Consider the following 16,121-nt stretch of genomic DNA (forward strand, 5'->3'; position numbering starts at 1 on the left):
CTCCCCAGAGGTTCAGGCCGCGAACGCGGCAGGTTGATGGGTTGCCGAAACGGCGGCGGCTGTTCGTATCCGGGCGGTGTCGAGGTCAGAGCGCCAACGGATGCGGGCGGATATCGCCCGCAGGAGCCGGTGTTCCAGCGGGGGCACGTCCGGGTCTTCCGGGCGGGCGAGTTCGAACCGGTACCGCTTCGACCCGTCCGCCTCGTCGGCCGCCTGGTCGTGCTCTTCGGTGTCGGCCATGCCGCCAGCGAGGATGGCGCGCACCCAGGACCGGTTGTCGGCACGGTGGTCGGCGAGGGTCTTGCCGGACCACTGCCGGGAGACGAGCACCCGCCGGCCGGTGAAGCCGAGGGTGGAGCGTTGGTGGACCTTCCCGGTGCACCGTCCGGGGGTCAAGCCCGCCTTGACCCCGTCTGGCTGGACGCCGTACAGCAGCCAGTTGGCGCACGTCGGTGAGCAGGGCAGTACGGCCAGTTCCGCGTGGAGACGGTCGAAGTGCGCCTTCTGCGCGTCGGAGCGCGGCTTGGCCTGGTCGGTCAGGTCCTTGGTGACGTACTTGGTCACGTAGCGAATCGACCGTTCGGCGTCCTTGGTTCCCTGCTCGATGCCCCGGGCGTCGATACGCCCGAGCCGGGCCACGTAGGCGGGCCGGCTGTCGGGCTCCTCCAGGGCGTCGAGGGCTTCACCCCAGGTGGGCAGCGACTCGCGCGTCTTGGGGTCGACGTACGTCTGTCGGTCGACGTCCCAGACCGGAGGTTTGTCGACCGGGTAGGCCAGCTCATCGAAGGGCGGCCACCACACCTGGTGGTAGGTGGCCGCCGCGATCTGCTTGAGCAGCCGGCGGGGCAGGGTGCCGCGGATGGCGAAGTGAGCGTGTGGGGCGAGCCGTCGTTGCAGCTCGACCGCGCCCGCGTACTGGACGTTCCAGCCGGCGGCGCGGCGGACGTTCTGCCACCACCGGTCGAGGACCCGCGCGAAGTGGATCGAGTCGAGGGCGGCCCGCCGGTAGTCGTAGCTGGTCGGGTCGACGGGGGTGCCGAGCACGTCGTCATACGGGCCGTGCCGTTGGCCGCACTCGCACGGGGCGACGTAGGCGCCGCGCCGCAGGTGGGAGTGCACCGGCCCGTGCGAGCCCAGGGTGAGCGTGATGAGCATCGACGGCCGGTGCGTCTTGCCCGCCTTGCCCGAGTAGGCGCGGCCGACCGTGCGCGGGTCGACCGGCAGGCGTGGCAGGTCGGGCGAATCTTGCCGCCGCCGGGTCGACCGCTTGCGCCGGGGCCGCTCGTCACGCTCTTTCGGGGTCAGGTGGCCGCGCAGGCTGGTTTCGGCGAGCGCTTCATCCAGCTCCGCGATGGCAGCGTCTATTTCGGCCAGTTGAGCGGCCCGCTCGTCGGGGGTCATCGGCTGGTACTGCGCTGCTTCGCGTTCGAACTCCAGGTGTGCCCGGACCCGCACGAGGGCGAGGACGTCTTCACCGGGTTGGTCGGGGCGGACGGCGGGTTCGTCGGCGAGGTGCCAGCCCTCGCGGATCTGTTGGATACGCAGCCGCCGACCCCGCTCCGCGCACGGCTTGCACTTCGCCGCGAGGGTCGCCCCGCAGGGCACCTCCACCACCTCGGTCAGACCGGTGGCAGTGTCGGTGCGCCGCAGGGCGAGAGGGCGGACGCACACGCCGTTCTGTTCGGCGAGCTGCTTGAGCGCGTCTTTGGCCAGGGGCTTGCGCATCCGGTCCGCCCGCGACCCCGGCCGGGGCTGCTCGACGGGAGTCGTGGGGAGGAGTTCGAGTTGGCTCACCGGTCACGCTCCCCGCCGAAGACGCTGCCGTTGCGAGGCGCGAACGCCGCCGCCGGCACGGGCACCAGTCCCGGCCGCCGCTCCACCGGCACCACGGGAACCGAGCGGAGAGCCGCCGGTCGAGGCTGCTCGTCGGTGGCCTTCACGGCGGCGTTGACCGCCTGGCCCTCGTCGACGACGGCGAAGGTCACCGCTCGGTCCTCGTCGGCGACGTCGACGGGCGGCCGTTCCTCAGTCGGGTCGTAGCCGGGCGGCACGTCGCCCCAGCCGTCGGCGTCTGCCTGCTTGTCGACGGGCACCGCCGCCGGGGCGGCGGGGGTGGTGGAGAAGATGAGCTTGGACAGGCCGAGGAACGCCAGCGCCGGCACGGCCGACAGCAGCCACCCGGACACGCCCGGCTTGGCCACGGCGAGCTGCGCCGACAGGGACAGGGCGACGGCGCAGACGAGGAGGAACATCGGGTACCCGACCGACCCGCCGGTGCGGCGCCGCCGCCTGATCGTCAGCAGCGCCGCCAAGGGGAGGAGTTCGGAGATGGCGGCGTTGGCCCAGCCGAACCAGTCCCCGGTACCGGTCGGGGAGTTGGCCATGGTCCAGTCGTGGACGTGGGTGAACGACGCCGCCCCGGCCAGCCCGCCCACGGTGAGGACGATGAGCACCAGGACCACGCCCTCCACCCGATCCGCGTTGGCCTTCACCGGGTCACCTCCTGCTCGTCGTTGTCGGTGTCGTCGCAGAGCCGCCGGTAGGTGCGGCCGAGTTGGCGGATGTCGTCGTCGGTGAGGTAGGAGAACCGGACCCGGACGGGTTCGCGGACGCCGTCGAGGACGACGAACCCCACACCGGGTGTCGATTCGGGGATGCGATCGCACAGCGCGCCCCGGTCGCGGGCCCCATCGCCGAGGACCATGTCCACCTGCTCCGGCTCGGTGAGCCGCAGCCCGATGCGGGTCGGGAACAGGTCCCGGAAGGGCAGTACGTCCTTGCGTGGGTCTTGAAGTGCGGCGACCACGTGCACGCCGACCGCGCGGCCCTGGGACAGGAGTAGGCCGAGGGCTTCCTTGATCCGATCGCGGACCTTCCGATCGGTGATGTACGCCGTCAACGCCGCCAGCTCGTCGACCACCAGGACGATCAGCGGCTCATCCGGCGTCGGCGTGTGCTGGCGGGCGACCCCACGCAGGCGGGCCGCCCGCAGCCGCATCCGCTTGACGGCCTCTTCCAGGACGCCGGCCATGCCGTCGGGGTCGTCGTAGGAGAACCGGGCGAACAGCGGCACCCCGGCCGCCAATTCCATCCCGCCCTTGGGATCGAACGCCCACAGCTCCACCAACCCCGACCGGATGCCGCCGGCCAGTGCGCGGATCAGTGACCACAGCACCGAGCCCTTGCCCGAGCCCGTCGCCCCCGCGATCAACACATGCGAGCCGGTCAAGCGCAGCCCATAGAGCTGCCCGTCCTCGCACACACCGAGCGCTAGCCCGCCCAGCTCAGGCACCACCGGCACCGGCAGCGGACCGACGACAGCGGCGAGAGGGTCACGACGCAGGAACCGCAGCACGATCTGATCCGCTCGGTCCGTCGACCGGGCCTGACCCTGACGGAGGCGGAAGGCGTAGGCGAGGCGTTCCGCGGCCTGCCCCCAGTCGTCCGGGATCTGACCGGGCAGCATCCGCACCGTCACCTCATCGCCGTACCGGTCACAGCGCACCCGCAGCAGTTGCGGCACGTACCGGTCACCGGCGAACGCCGTCGCCAGCCCACACGTCGCCATGACCGACGCCCACCGCCGCCGGTAGACCATCAGGGCCCGGACGCGGCTGACGACCGGGTACAAGCCGAAGCGCAGCCACGACGACGGGTGCCACCGCCACCAGGCGACACACCCGACGGCGACCGCCAGGACGACGACGGCCAGGACCCGGCCGCCATACTCGGCCCGCACCCACAGAGCGGCCATGGTGGGGGCGGTGAGCCACCAGTACCGCACCGCCAGCAAGGTGAGGCGGAACAGGCCCCGGGCCAGCCACCAGAACATCAGCAGCCAGCCCGGAACCCGCCACGCCGGAAGGCGCACGTTCATCGGCGCGACGGGGATCTTGTCGCCCGGGATGATGTTGATCAGAGGCACAGGTCACCACCCCTGCCGGGACGGGCCAGGGTGGCGATGCAGGAGCGGCAGGACATGCGACGCAGGTCGAAGCGGCGCGGCTTCACCCACTGCTCGCAGCGGGGGCAGCGGATCGCGCACACCCGCGCCGAAGCCGGCGGCAACCGCAGCGCCGACCGGAGGGCCGCTTCCGCCTCCCGGTAGGCGTGGCGTAGGCCGGCCAGACGGGTACGGGACATCAGGACCACCACCCCGACGAGCAGCGGCCCACGGGGCAGGGCAGGGCAGGGGGAACTACGGTGGGCATCACGCCCTCCTTCACACGTGAGGGATGGAGAGCGCGGGACGGGCCGGGACTCTTGGCGGGGAAACGACCCGCCCCGCGCGCCAAACAGCGACCAGTCAGGCCGCCACCGAGCCGGGAACGGTCGACGCTGGGCGGATCGCGGTGGCCCGCAGCGAGTACGCCATGCGGGAGCGGCAGTCACCCGACGAGCGGCCCGGCTTGCACCGCTGCGAATCCACATACGGGGTCAGGGTCAAGCCTTCGAACTCCACCGCCGGCGGATAACCCGGCACCGTCGACGGCGGCGGCACCGGCTGCTGCGGCGCGACCACCTTCACCTTCACCTCGGTCGACCGACCGAACTTCCCGGCCTCCGGGTCCAGGTCCATCACCCGCACCACCCAGACCCGCTCCCCGGACTCCTTGTCCCGCGCCTGGTTATCCGCCTCACCACGCCGCTCAAAATCGATCTGCGGCGACACCCCGAGGCAGAGAGCCCCGGCGGGGAACACGTACTCGGACGGGACCGGCACCTTCAACGTCATCGGAACCATCAGACGACCTCCAACGTCCAGTCAACTCAACCAGTTGACTTGTTAAGTGGGACCAAAGATAGGTGCCGGCAACTTAACTTGTCAAGTGATGTATCTGTCTAGATCAGTCGAGCGGATAAACGTCTTCGAGATCGTGCCGGCGGGCAGGCAGCAAGAGATCTACGGCTAGCAGCGGCTTTCCGGTCCGGTCGCAGACAGACAGGAGCACCGTGAGTACGGGATCGTCGGCGGCGATCTGCAAGAGCTGCGCCTCTTGGTCGTCGGGCAGACGAGCCGAGATCCGTTCAGTGACGTGATCGAACCGAACCCGCTTGCGGGCCGCCACATGCCGAAGCAGACCTTCGGGTAGGGCATTCGGGCCGGCCACGCCCGTACCAGCGGCGAAATCGGCGGGCAGGAAGGCGGTACCAAGTTCGACCGGGCCGAGGCCGTCGATAGCGATCAGACGGCGACGAGCGACCACCAGCGTGCCCGGTTCCAGGCCCAGGGCTGCCGCGGCTCGGGGCGGAGCAGATACCTCCCCGGCGGCGAGCAGGGTGGAGCCGGCCCGCTCGTCGTCTTCCAGCACCCCGTACCGGCGTTCACGCTCCCGATGAGTGGCGCCGGCGGGCCGCCCCAGGACGAAGCGGCCCTTGCCCTGCCGGCTGTCGATCCAGCCGTCCTGCCGTAACAAATCAAGGGCTCTGACGACGACGGGTCGGGACGCGCCGAATTCGCGGATCAGTTCCGTTTCGCTGGGCAGCATCGAGCCTGGCGGGTAGGTGCCGTCCTGGATGCGTTGTTGCACCGCGTTGACGATCACCACGTACTTCGGCGGCGCAACTTCGATCGGCACCGTTTCACCCCAGACGACAACTCAGCTTGTCAACAGGCTATCTGCGCTGCTCAGGTTCTGTCCATCGGCCCGCATTGACCTGCCGGGCAGCACTACGTGCAACGCTGCTTCGCCAGTCACGTAGCGCGCGCTTCAGTCGCGCGTTCTCGTCGCGGAGGCTCGCTTCCGCCGCCTCCCTGGCGGTCAGATCGTCGACGACCGCCCGGACGAACGCGTAAACCTGATCTTCGTCGAGTCCACGCCGCCCGATCCGGGCACGCCGGAACCGGAAGCGCCTCACCTGATCCGGGTGCAGCCGTGCCAGTCGTGATGCCGCCCGGAACACTCCCACGGCGAAGGTGGTCACCGTAGCCTCCTGTCAACGTTCAGACCGTCGTTCTTGCCGTCCTGCGCGGCCTCTGCCGCTCCGCTTGGCTCGTAGGTTGCGCAAGGCGCTGTGCGTCCGCTGTTGCGACGGCGCCAATCAGCCGTAGGCCGTCGTGCTGCACGTAGATCTCTCGGCGGTCCACGGCCTTACCGGCACGGTCGAGGACGTAGCCGGTCAACCAGACCCACCCGTGGTACGTCGGCTTGTCGCAGACCTTGATCACGCGGAAGACCAAAGCCCGATCCCCACCGAACTGCACCGACGCCCTGCCGCCCACACGGACCACGTCGCCAGGCTTCGGTTTCATCAGCCCTCGCCTCCATGGGTGGATGGGCACCGAGGCGGGCGGGCTTTGGCCACGGGCCGACACCGCGATGGCCTGCCGGCACCCGCCCCGGTGCCCTGCTCAGGACGCGAGCCCTACGGCAACCGCCACCACCGCAGGCCGCGCCTGCCTCCCGGTGCCGGTGCAATCCGGGCAGTCCCGCCGCTGCAACCGGGTCGGATCGCTGGGCACCCGTAGGGAGCGTCGAGGGCTCGCCATCTTCCAACCCCGCCCTTCACAGGCAGGGCAGGCAACCGCGGCCGTCGGCACCAGACGCGGTCCCGACTGCGGGCGTGCTCCGTCCACGCAGCGAAGGACCCGGCCGCCGCCACCCGCGACCGCGCTGACACCCGGGCCCCCGTGCTGCCGCACCGCCTTTCGCCGGTTCGGCCCGCACACGTCAGCGGCTTGTACGTGCACAATTGCGGTGGGTGACGTGTCCATGGTGGAGATACAACACCCGGTTCAGAAGACCGATCGAGGACCGAATCAGCACCTCTGGCGGACATCGAGCGGACACCATGAGGACCTGCATTGAGTTCAGGACCTCACACCGGCGAGCGTGGAGACAGCCCATCAGAAAGGCATCGACGATGGCCCGAGAACGCCGCGAACCTCGCACCGTGCTGGAGCACCTCATCCAGCAGAGCGACCGCACGTACGAGGAGTTGGCCGACGAGTTCTCCCGCATGGACCCGCGCGCGGCGATCAGCGCGAGGCACCTCGGGCGGCTGGCGCGCGGTGAACGGGACCTGGCCTCATCGACCCCCGCCACCCGGCGCGCGTTGCAGGCCATGTTCGGCAAGCCAGTCGACGAGTTGCAGCGCCCTTGGGCTCCCCACCAGTTGACCCCTGCGCCGGGGCCAGAGTTCGCTGTCGAACTCACCGGCGCCGGCCCGGAAAGGAACCTCCTCGCCATGGCCGCACAACGCGCCCGCCAGTACGCCATGCTCGCCGCCGAAGCCACCTCGCCGGCCGCCATCGACCAACTCGCCGAGGATGTGCAGCGCCTCGCCCTGGCCTACCCGCAGCGCCCCGTCAGCCAGATCCTCCCGGACCTGGTCGAGACGCAAGACACCCTGTTCACCCTGCTCGAACGCCGCCAGCAACCCACACAGTCGCGCGACCTGCACTTCCTCGCCGGCATCACCAGCGGCCTACTCGCCAAGGTCTCCCACGACATGGCCGACCCGCACTCCGCCATGCTGCAAGCCCGCACCGCCGTCCTTTGCGCCGACCAGGCCGGGCACCCCGGCCTGCAAGCGTGGCTGCGTGGACTTCAATCGCTGGTCGCCTATTGGGCGGGCAGGTACGCCGAGGCCGTCCGCTACGCAGAAGCCGGCCGCGAGTACGCCACCCAGGCCGGCGGCACCTCCGCCGTCTGGCTACCCGTCAGCGCCGCCCGCGCCTACGCCGCCCTCGGCAATGCCGAACAAGCCAAGGCCGCCATCACCGAAGCCGAAGACACCTGGTCGCGCGTACGCCCGGACGAGATGGACGAAATGGGCGGCATCTGCACCTTCAACCAACCCCGCACCCTCTACTACGCCAGCGACGCCCTCGCCTGGCTTCCCGACGAAGCCGCAGCCACCGAGCACTACGCCCTGCGCGCCGTCCAGGCATACTCCGACCGCTACGACCCCGCATGGGCCTTCGGCGACCAGGCCGGCTCCCACACCAACCTCGCCATCGCCCGCATCACCAACGGCGAAGTCGACGCCGCGGCCGACGCCCTGGCCCCGGTGCTCGACCTTCCCGCCGAGCAGCGCATCAACGGCATCATGCACTCGGTGCGTCGCGTCCACCAGGCGATCACCCGCGCCGGCCGCGCCAACGACGCCCGCGAACTCATCGACGGCATCGAGCACTTCACCCACACCCCGGCCAACGCCCTGCCTCGATAAGGCACCATCAGCACATGTACCCGATCACCATCCCCGGCCGCGTCATCACCCTCCGCGAACTGCGACCCGATGACGCGGCCGACGCTTTGGCGATCGTCGGCGACGACCGAGTAACCCAGTGGCTCTCCTTCGACAGCCGGGACCAAGCTGCCACCGTCGCCATGGTTGAAGGAGCCGTCGCGCGGGCGCAGCTCACCCCGCGCACCGAGTACTACCTAGCCGTCGCCGACACCTCCGACCGGATGATCGGCTTCGCGCGCCTTGGACTCACCGGCCACCAGGCCGCCAAGCTCGGCTACGCCATCGGCGCCGACCACTGGGGCCACGGCTACGCCACCGACGCCGCCCGCACCATCGTCGACTACGGCTTCCGTGAGCTCAAACTTCACCGCATCACCGCCGCCATCGGCCCCGACAACGCCGCCTCGATCGCCGTCGCCAAGCGGCTCGGCATGCAGTACGAAGGCCGGCTCCGCGACCACGTCTACACCAACAACGCCTGGCGCGACTCCCTGCTCTACTCCATCCTCACCCTGGAGTGGACCAGCGCCGCCGGCTAATCGCCCGACTTGGTCGTCCGCACGCGCACGAACCGCTCTGATCATGGCGCCGGTACGATCGCCGCCATGCGCGACGCCGACACGCCGCCGCAGGAACCCGCCGATCCTCCCTACACCCGCACAGGGCTCGCACCCCGCCAGCAAGCGGCCCTGATCCGAGCCGCCGCAGCCGAGGTGTACGAGCGCGTGCATGAGTGGCGGAACACGCCCGGTTGGCTAAACACACCGACGAACGCGCACCGACATCAGGCAACCGTGGACGCGGTTGCCGTGCTTGACGCGCTGCCCCAGCCGACCACTGCGGAAGACCTCGCCAGACTCGTTGACGCCGTCTGGCCCGTACTCGCTGAGTGGCGGCCGAGCCGGCCTGGTTCCGAGCAGCAAATCTTCGTCGCGGTCGAACGACTTCGTCAGGTGTGCGGATAGCGTCCGTCCTGAGACCGACACGTGCGGATAGCGCCGACCGTAGGGGGTCTCTGTACCTCTTCAAGGTAGCCCTGAACGGGCCGCACGCGCCGCCGCCTGGGCGCGCGCCGGCAGCTGCCGACCCGTTCGGCGAGGGCAGGTACGTCGGCGTCTGCTGTCGCTCTACGGCCGTCACGCCTGACGCCCGGCGGCTGGCGCGGAGAGCGCGAACCCCGGAGGGCCGCCGCAGAACGACAGACCGTGACCGGTCAGGGGTGGGCCCGGCAGCCGGCCGGGCCGCGCGGCCACGAGCCCGCGCGGGCGTAGGGGAGGTCACGCCGGCCGCGTCGGCGAGCTGGCGGCGGTCGCGGGGTTGCGGCTACTGCGCCTCCGGCGGGGGCGCTCCGGCTCCAGGATGGCCGGGGCACCGCCGGCGCGTCGCGGTCCGGGGGTGGTTGCGGTAGGCCATCCCGCCTGCCATCGACCCGGGCAAGCCGAGCAGACCGCCGCCCGACCCGCCAGCGTCCGTACGAGCCGTCAAGGTTCGCTTGACAGGCGGGCCGGCGGCGGCCCGCTCCCTACGAGGGCGGGTCGACGGCAGACGGGACGACGATCGATCAGAAAGGCGGGTCTTCATCAAAGAGGTTCTTCTGCTGTGACGGCACCGAGAAGACCAGAGTTTTGAGCCACGCATCGAATGCCTTGCTCGTGCCAACGGAGGCTAGATCGAATTCATCCGATGGCAGCAATCGGCCTTGCTTGGCAAGACCTTCAATGAACCTCCGCATCGTTTGAAGGTCCTGAAGGTGAGGCGCCGGAGCGCGGCTGCCCCTAAACTCCTTCATGAGCATCGACTCAAGGCGTCCGACCGTCTCGACAACCTGAGCAATTCCTTGCTCTTCCGGGTCGGCGGATCCACGTAGATCCTGAAGGCCAACAGCGAAAGACATGGGCGTTTCAACGGGAGAGCCGGCCTCTAGGGCAGTAATCGAATTGGAAATCCGCTCACGTGCCTCTGCCACGCTGTCCAAGTCGTGATGGTCGAAGAGGATTGTGCGCTGATTTTGCAGATCGAAGGGAAGTATCGTGCCAATCTCGGCGATCTGTACGAACGGCTTCTTGAGGGCATGTCGAAGGGCCAGCTCGTAAAACACGTTGGGATTTAGGTCGGTCAAGTCGGCCACGATCAAATCGTCATCCGCAATCCTGTTAATCACCTGGCTCGTGATCTGACCCGAGTGATCTATATCGTCAGCTCGGTCGACCGTGTAGCCAAATCCCTCGACGACAGGCCGGACAATGTGCTTGAGGACTTGGTCGCTGCGCTTTCGCGTGTCGCTCGTCGGTTGACCAATTGGAGCAATCATGAAGCAGCTCTTAGGAATGCTGCCGGGTGGTTCAGCCATGAATTCGACCTGACCTTGTGGATTCTTGTAGCTTGATCACCATCTAAGCCGAACGCTTATCTAGAGTCGATCCTCATGAACTCGAAGCACTGCGGTGAGCAAGCCATAGCGTATGTTCGCGCGAGATTGCATGTTCGGCATCCCCTACGAATATTCGCCATTCCTCTTCTGTTGCCCCTTGCGGCATCGAGTCAGCTTTAGTCAGTACTAGCGACAAATCGCGAGAAGTGACAGCGTAAGACTCGGCGAGGTTTTGGTGATCTCTCGTTTGCAGCCAAGCACTCGCGCCTGCAGCAGCAGTGGCAACTATGCCGAGCAAATCGATGTCCACAACGTCGAAGGTCTTAAGTGTGGCAAACACTAGGCCAGTTGCTTGCAAGGTGATGGCAATGCCGAACCAAAAGCGGGCCTGCCGACGGTTGTACGCCGATTTGTTTGCGTACCATCTATTTTGGTTCTCTAATCTATCAGTGCGGTATCGCGCCATACGATCCGCAAGTGGTGCAGCCCGGAGGGATCGCATTTCGCTGGTGATTTGACTGCCTACGCCAGTTAGGGTGAGCTGGGCGGCTCTCGCCGTCCGATCTGTCTCTTTGAGACGGTCGAGGAACAACCTATCGGCAGGCGCAGGAGTATTGTAGCCAAAAGCGCCACCGGCGACGCAGTACTGCCAGGACATGGTCTTGATGGACTCCGCCGCAGCTCTGCCCTCATACCATGCCCGCTCGGGCTTGGTGCTAAGAAGGTAGTAGGCCAGGAAAATGCCCACAAGAAATGCCAGGCCCGCGAGCGCGCCCCCTAGATCGACAACGTCGTCACCGAACTTCCGGTCGATGTTGATCGCACCGCCGATCGAGGCCAAGAGTGCTGCAACAAGACCCGAATAGGTGAGACGCATGTATGACTGCTGACCCTTGCTCGACATTCGTTCTGCCTGATCGAGTAGGTTTGGAAAGGATTTTTCTACAGTCATCGCGGTCCACTCAGTTGATCAAGTCCAGCAAGAAGGAGCAACGGACGTCGAGCTTTGAGTAGGGTTTCCGACAGCGGTGAGCTTGGCGCCGGCGACGTGGAGCGACGCCCGGCCACGCCGCCGGACGCCTAGTTCGCCGATGTGAGCGGCGCGGTCAGGTCGTCCTCTACGGCGACCAGCTCGGCGATCTTGGTGGCAATGTCTGCCATAGAATCGTCCGCCGTGTTCAACCCGTTTCGGGAGGCAAGCAAGGGGCTAACCTTCCGGAGTTCGTCGTAGGTTGTCTCGTGCACGACAGGGATCAGCAGGTCACGTTGAAGGAGCTCCGAGAGCTCCTTGTCAGAGACGCCCCGGCTGTCGACGCGTTTCAGTAGCGCAGGGGTGACTAGGACGAGACCCGTACGCGACTTCGCCAGACCTCTGTCGATTTCCCGCATGAACGGTTGGCCGAGCACAATGTCCTTCTCGCTGAACCAGACCGACACGCCCTTTGCTGCCAGCAGGTTGTGCAATTCCGTAGCAGCACCGCGCCGGTCATCCCATGCGTGGCAGAGGAAGACGTCGCAAAGGTCTGGTTCCTGACGCGCGCGCAACTCGACGGTGCGGCGAACGGGGGTCAGTGCCCGCACCTCGGCAGGCGTGTAGGTCACGGAGGAGGTACTCGGCGACCAACGCGGCCGCGTTCTGCCGCTGATGGACCCGCCCCCACTGCTCGCGCCGCCCCCGCTCCTGCTCGGCGGTGTGTAATCCGGCTGCGGGTAGGGCCGGGGCGGGGAGTAGCCATAGCGTCGGCTGCTACACGCAGGGCACGCCGCGGCTGCGCTGGCTGTCCGATGGCCCCGAACCGGGGCCGTACATAGACTCATCGCCACATGATAGATCCTCACCGAACCAAATCGGCCTATGCACCCTCGCCCGCCGTCACCCGCGTAACCCGAACGAGCAGCACCGGTGCGAGCCCATGGCATCAACCGCTTGTATCAAGCACGGTGAGTAATTGACAGTTGAACGCGCAAGATCCAGAACATGCGCGGAATGAGCGAGGTTGCCGATGGAAAGGTGTCGTGCGTTTGTCCTGGTAGAAGACCCGTGTGGTGGGGGCGCTATACCCTTCCTAAACCTTGTGCGGAGGCAGCGAGCGCGGACAGCCGCCCGAGCCCGCAGTCGTGGACAGACCCTCGCCGCAGGAGCGCGAGAACTTACAGCGAGTGTTGGCTGTCCGACTTACGACAGGCCCGGCTTGACCGGCGATGGCCCGACCCATCGATAGGTTGGTCTGATGGACGGAACCCCGCTTGACCATCCGGACGTTCGACTACTACTCGACCTGCTTGCTATGGCGCCGTCAGTTCGCCACACCGGCCGAAGTGAGTTCTGGGCGGACTACGCTCGCGCTCACCCGAGAGCGTGGTCGGACGAGTTCTACATCATGGAGAAGCTCGATATCTGGCCGCGCATGCTCCGGGAGCGAAACAGCTGGAATGAAGTGCTACGGCTCTCGGCCTATTGTCTCATGTTCTTCGACGTAGAGAAGCACGGGAAGCTATGCGTGATGATGGACCGGGTCGCCAGTGCGGAGCTGTCGCCCTCCGAACCCGGCGCAGTGGGCCGGCGATGGCTTCGCTCGATCAACGAGGTCGCTTGGCGGCTGTACGTGATGGCGGAGTCCCAGCGGCCTCGCAGTCGTGAGTGACTAACTGGGTGACGATCAGCACGTGCGCCAGTGGACGTCCACGGACCTTTGCGGACTAGCCACGCAGTTAGCTGCACTCGGCGACACAGGTCAATGAGCCGTGTTGGTTGCCTGGGGGTCAAGGGGTTCGGATATCCTAGAGCGCCACGCCGAGGGCGAGCGCGCCGCCCAGACCTTGCGCCGAGGACGTGGCGTGCCCGATCCTGCGGTAGCAGACGGGCAACGACGGTCAAGATCTGACGGCGGCTGAGGTGTCTGCCCAGCAGCAACGGCAGGTGGCAGGGCCGCCGAAATGACAGCTTCGAGAATTCCTAAACCGCGTGTGCCGCAGCGAGCAGCCAACGGAGCAGCCAAACCGGCGACCAGCGGCGATTGTGGGCACAGGTGGACGAGAGCCAGGACTACGCCGACGAGCAGCCTGCGACCGACTCGTAATGCGTGCGCCTTGATGAGGCTGAGCCCACCATTGCCGAAACAGTCTCTTAAGGATCAAGGCGGCCCGCAAAGCGGGCCGCGCCGGCCGACCCAGCCTGCTGGCGGCCTCCGGCCGGCATCGGCCGGGCAGGCCGGCCACGCTTGGGGACAACCAAGGACTCGAAGACCTCGGGGCTCCGCCTCAAACCTGGTCCCTCCTCGGAGATCAGCCGCGGAGGCTGAAAGGTCTACAACTGCCCGACGAGGAGATTAGGGTCAACCAGCGTCCGCATCATCCAGCACAACTCGATTCCCAACAGTGTCCTCAGGTATCCCGGCATCAGAGCGAGCGGAATGCGCGGGGTGCGCGGGACGCCGCAGTTCGCTGGCCGGAATTTTCTCCTCACCCTTGTCGGTTAGCAGCCTGACAATCGGGCTATCTGGCCCCATGACCCGCAGCACACCGATTATGCGAGCGAGTCCCAGCCGAGGGTGCTCAACGAGTGAGCCTGGCGCCGCGAGTCGACCATCACCAAGCACGACCTCCTCGACCCGCCGCCGCCGACTTCCGTCGAGTGTGCGCTGAAGCTCGCGCACACGCAGCAGGACCTCGGACATTAGATCTTCCGCGCTCCGCTGCTTCGGTGTCTTCCCTTTGCTGGGAGAGGATCGAATGGCCTCTAGTTTCTCAGCATAGTCAGGCCAGAATGCTTCAAAGGTGCGTTCTACGCGCGCCGGACCGACGGGGCTCGCGCACCCGTCATCTAATGACTTGACCAGCCGGAGCATGTCCTCTTTGTCGCTGGCCTCAGTCATTTGAAGATGTGCGAGGGGGCCGGTTACGTCCGACGGCCTGAGGTCGAGCAACACTGGCCTCACGCGTGCATCATCCAACGATTTGGCGAGTGCCCCGGCCTCGAAGTTGAGCCAGGGCTCACGCAGGTTCTCTGCCGTGACGCAGAGGATGCCTTGGTCCAACTCGCCAAGCTTCGCGCTGACCTCGATAGGCCACCGCTGGCCCTTGTCGATGTCCTCGCTCGACATCCAAGGATCAACCTGCTGAAGAACGTCGGGCAACCACTCGCGGAGGAGGTTACCGAGCCTCTTGCTGGCTGGCTTCGACCAGCTGATGAAGATCTTCACGATCCCGCCTCCGATCGGGGACGACTCCAACCCGTGCCCGTTGCGTGCCCGACAGCCGGTCAGACAAGGCAAACAGCGGCCAACCGTCGCAGGAGACGACGAAGGCCACTGACTTGTGTTTTCGCAGGTCAGGGGGTCTGTTGCTCCCTGGTGGCGGGTAGAGGATTCGAGCCTCTATAGCTTTGCGACGGATTACCGCTTGGCCCTGTCCGCCGGAGCAGCGTACGACAATGCGGACCGGGTAGCTAACTACCGGCAGTCAGAATGTTGACAGGCGCGTTCCGCCCGGCGTGGACGATCGCGTGAGTGGCCACGGCCGCCGAGGTTGGGGCGATCGGCTGCCGCGCCGCTCCGCGGCTTGCCACCGGATTTCGGTCTAGGACGCGGCAAGCCGTGCGCAACCCGGACAGCCGCCCGTAATCAGCGGATCGTCAGCGAACGCCGTACCGCGTGGTCCGACTCGATCATGCTCGACGGCACGGCCGATGCGTCTGACCACGCGGTATGGCACTTGATCACACTCGCCGCTACGTCAGGTCACTTTCCCCCCGACGGGGGTCGTCCCTTTCCCGCGCAAGCGCTCCGACGCAGGTCACAGGTTGTTCCTGACCTCACGCAGGGCGCTGTCCCAGCACGAACTCCGGCGCCCGGAGGCGGCGGGGCCGTCCACGGCGCCAGGACCCGGCGGTGGAGTCGCCCGGGATGGGCGTATAACGATTGAGCCTCGTTGACGCCTGCCCTGGGCCGGTGCGGCCCCGAATCTTGCCAGCGGGTGCCGTTCTCGGGTGCAACGCCGCGACGGCGATGCCCGCCCTTCCGGTCGCTCGTGGGCTGCGGCGGCCGACTGATCCGGCTGGCACGTCCGGGTGGTTCTCCGAGCCGGCACAGGTGTCACGGCCAGGTCTTGGCCTCGGCGTCGAAGACCTCCTGCGGGCTCTCCACCGGCAGGACGCAGACCAGATGGCCGCCGGGTACGCGCAGCACGTGGCACTCCTGCCACTGCGCGACCTGCGTGGCGCCGAGGGCGACCAGGCGAGCGGTCTCGGCCTCGACGTCGTCGGTCTCGAAGTCGAGGTGGAATCGGGGCTCGTCGTCGACCTCCTGCACGGCGATGACCAGCCCGGGCAGGGCGTCGTGCAGGCCGATGAACTGCGGGTACGACGGGTCGGACTCGGTTGGGACACCCAGGGCTCCCGACCAGAAGGCCACCGCCCGGGCAGCCTCCGCACGAGGAGCGTCGATCAGGACGGCGTACACGCGACTGCGGTGCATACAGCGCAGGCTATCGATTCTTAGAGCCTGCCGGAGCCCCGTCGCGGTCGGGCGGGGTGTTCCCGCAGCTCAGCACCCAT

16 protein-coding genes are annotated in these 16,121 nt (G+C 67.3%); 4 read left to right on the forward strand and 12 right to left on the reverse strand.

The window, feature by feature from the left end:
- Nucleotides 1-12: 12 nt before the first annotated feature.
- From AB0G13_RS05940 to AB0G13_RS05970, 7 genes are all read right to left on the reverse strand, one after another.
- Nucleotides 13-1,794 carry a replication initiator gene (locus tag AB0G13_RS05940; RefSeq protein WP_357869518.1) on the reverse strand — a complete coding sequence of 594 codons (1,782 nt, stop codon included), beginning with the start codon at nucleotides 1,792-1,794 and terminating at the stop codon, nucleotides 13-15.
- Nucleotides 1,791-2,492, reverse strand: a complete 702-nt coding sequence (locus AB0G13_RS05945; RefSeq protein WP_357869521.1) for a DUF2637 domain-containing protein — start codon at nucleotides 2,490-2,492, stop codon at nucleotides 1,791-1,793. The genes AB0G13_RS05940 and AB0G13_RS05945 overlap by 4 nt, the downstream gene beginning before the upstream one ends.
- Nucleotides 2,489-3,925 (reverse strand): FtsK/SpoIIIE domain-containing protein, encoded by a 1,437-nt coding sequence (locus tag AB0G13_RS05950; RefSeq protein WP_357869524.1) that lies wholly within the window; start codon nucleotides 3,923-3,925, stop codon nucleotides 2,489-2,491. The genes AB0G13_RS05945 and AB0G13_RS05950 overlap by 4 nt, the downstream gene beginning before the upstream one ends.
- Nucleotides 3,916-4,143, reverse strand: a complete 228-nt coding sequence (locus tag AB0G13_RS05955) for a hypothetical protein (RefSeq protein WP_357869527.1) — start codon at nucleotides 4,141-4,143, stop codon at nucleotides 3,916-3,918. The genes AB0G13_RS05950 and AB0G13_RS05955 overlap by 10 nt, the downstream gene beginning before the upstream one ends.
- Before the next feature lie 163 nt (nucleotides 4,144-4,306).
- Complete coding sequence (locus AB0G13_RS05960) at nucleotides 4,307-4,744, reverse strand: hypothetical protein (protein WP_357869530.1); 438 nt, start codon at nucleotides 4,742-4,744, stop codon at nucleotides 4,307-4,309.
- A gap of 103 nt (nucleotides 4,745-4,847) precedes the next feature.
- A complete protein-coding gene (locus AB0G13_RS05965) occupies nucleotides 4,848-5,579 on the reverse strand; it encodes a GntR family transcriptional regulator (protein ID WP_357869533.1) in 732 nt (243 codons plus the stop codon).
- Between the two features lie 37 nt (nucleotides 5,580-5,616).
- A complete protein-coding gene (locus AB0G13_RS05970) occupies nucleotides 5,617-5,925 on the reverse strand; it encodes a DivIVA domain-containing protein (protein ID WP_357869536.1) in 309 nt (102 codons plus the stop codon).
- Nucleotides 5,926-6,894: 969 nt separating this feature from the next.
- Here AB0G13_RS05970 and AB0G13_RS05975 point away from each other — a divergent pair.
- The 3 genes from AB0G13_RS05975 (at nucleotide 6,895) to AB0G13_RS05985 (ending at nucleotide 9,161) form a co-directional block, all read left to right on the forward strand.
- On the forward strand, nucleotides 6,895-8,175 hold the full coding sequence (locus tag AB0G13_RS05975; RefSeq protein WP_357869539.1) for a hypothetical protein: 1,281 nt from the start codon (nucleotides 6,895-6,897) through the stop codon (nucleotides 8,173-8,175).
- 14 nt (nucleotides 8,176-8,189) lie between these two features.
- Complete coding sequence (locus tag AB0G13_RS05980) at nucleotides 8,190-8,735, forward strand: GNAT family protein (protein WP_357869542.1); 546 nt, start codon at nucleotides 8,190-8,192, stop codon at nucleotides 8,733-8,735.
- A 66-nt stretch (nucleotides 8,736-8,801) separates the two neighbouring features.
- Nucleotides 8,802-9,161, forward strand: a complete 360-nt coding sequence (locus AB0G13_RS05985; protein WP_357869545.1) for a hypothetical protein — start codon at nucleotides 8,802-8,804, stop codon at nucleotides 9,159-9,161.
- 596 nt (nucleotides 9,162-9,757) lie between these two features.
- On the opposite strand, the gene AB0G13_RS05990 is transcribed toward AB0G13_RS05985, so the two are convergent.
- The 3 genes from AB0G13_RS05990 to AB0G13_RS06000 all read right to left on the reverse strand — a co-directional run bounded on the left by AB0G13_RS05990 (nucleotide 9,758) and on the right by AB0G13_RS06000 (nucleotide 12,169).
- On the reverse strand, nucleotides 9,758-10,546 hold the full coding sequence (locus tag AB0G13_RS05990; protein WP_357869548.1) for a hypothetical protein: 789 nt from the start codon (nucleotides 10,544-10,546) through the stop codon (nucleotides 9,758-9,760).
- A 73-nt stretch (nucleotides 10,547-10,619) separates the two neighbouring features.
- A complete protein-coding gene (locus AB0G13_RS05995) occupies nucleotides 10,620-11,519 on the reverse strand; it encodes a DUF4231 domain-containing protein (RefSeq protein WP_357869551.1) in 900 nt (299 codons plus the stop codon).
- A gap of 128 nt (nucleotides 11,520-11,647) precedes the next feature.
- Nucleotides 11,648-12,169, reverse strand: a complete 522-nt coding sequence (locus AB0G13_RS06000) for a toll/interleukin-1 receptor domain-containing protein (RefSeq protein WP_357869554.1) — start codon at nucleotides 12,167-12,169, stop codon at nucleotides 11,648-11,650.
- A gap of 629 nt (nucleotides 12,170-12,798) precedes the next feature.
- On the opposite strand from AB0G13_RS06000, the gene AB0G13_RS06005 reads away from it, so the two are divergent.
- Nucleotides 12,799-13,212: a hypothetical protein gene (locus AB0G13_RS06005; protein WP_357869557.1), complete on the forward strand. Its 414-nt coding sequence runs from the start codon at nucleotides 12,799-12,801 to the stop codon at nucleotides 13,210-13,212.
- 690 nt (nucleotides 13,213-13,902) lie between these two features.
- Here AB0G13_RS06005 and AB0G13_RS06010 read toward each other — a convergent pair.
- Together AB0G13_RS06010 and AB0G13_RS06015 are read right to left on the reverse strand one after the other, a co-directional pair.
- Nucleotides 13,903-14,769, reverse strand: coding sequence for a TIR domain-containing protein (locus AB0G13_RS06010; RefSeq protein WP_357869559.1), 867 nt, complete (start codon nucleotides 14,767-14,769; stop codon nucleotides 13,903-13,905).
- Nucleotides 14,770-15,660: 891 nt separating this feature from the next.
- Nucleotides 15,661-16,041, reverse strand: a complete 381-nt coding sequence (locus AB0G13_RS06015; RefSeq protein ID WP_357869562.1) for a VOC family protein — start codon at nucleotides 16,039-16,041, stop codon at nucleotides 15,661-15,663.
- Nucleotides 16,042-16,121: the final 80 nt, after the last annotated feature.

Origin of the sequence: Micromonospora sp. NPDC023633 (genome assembly GCF_040640035.1) — a bacterium.
Classification (GTDB): domain Bacteria; phylum Actinomycetota; class Actinomycetes; order Mycobacteriales; family Micromonosporaceae; genus Micromonospora.